This window comes from Paenibacillus sp. 1-18 (genome assembly GCF_000520755.1).
Classification (GTDB): domain Bacteria; phylum Bacillota; class Bacilli; order Paenibacillales; family Paenibacillaceae; genus Paenibacillus; species Paenibacillus brasilensis.
The window spans coordinates 1-629 of the sequence record NZ_ASSB01000015.1 but is presented as its reverse complement, the minus strand read 5'-3'; the positions used below and the strand labels follow the sequence as shown (position 1 = coordinate 629).

The 629-nt window shown below is 53.1% G+C and carries 1 protein-coding gene; it reads right to left on the bottom strand.

The annotated features are described in order from the left end of the window. Window positions 1–629, bottom strand: a 629-nt coding sequence (locus L693_RS27540) for an AMP-binding protein (protein ID WP_155983742.1), incomplete at both ends; no start/stop codon positions are given.

Genomic DNA, 629 nt, shown 5'->3' with positions numbered 1-629 from the left:
GTACATCCGTTCATAGCCTGCTTCGCCAGCCGCAAACGGGTTAGGTACAAATTTCTCAGCCGTCAGCTCTGGACGATCCAGATAACCACGGGCCAGACCCGGACCGGACACGCACAGCTCACCCGCTACGCCTACCGGAGCCAGATGTCCATGTGCATCCACCATGTATACCCGGTGATTTGGCATAGGGCGTCCGATGGAAATCAGTTGTCCCGCTCTCTCATCCTCGGATACCGGCCAGATCGACGTCGCTACCGAGTTTTCGGTTGGACCGTAGCCATTGTAATACGCCACCTGATCCTTCCATTTGTAGACCAGCTCTGTTGAAGATGCTGAACCCGCAGTAAACAGAATACGCAGGTTTGGCATCCGTTCTGGCTCCAGATACACCGCATAGGTCGGCGGCAAGGCTACCACGGTGATTTGGTGATCCGCCATATATTGCTCAAACCGCTCGTAGTTCAAAATCGTCTCTGTCGTTGGCACATATAACGTGGCTCCACAGAACAGCGCCTGGAAGATTTCCCAGCAAGCCGCATCAAACGAATAGCTGGCGAACAGCAACGCATGATCCAACGAATTGATCCGAAGTGTCTGATCAAAATATGTTTTCAGATTGCACAGCCCGT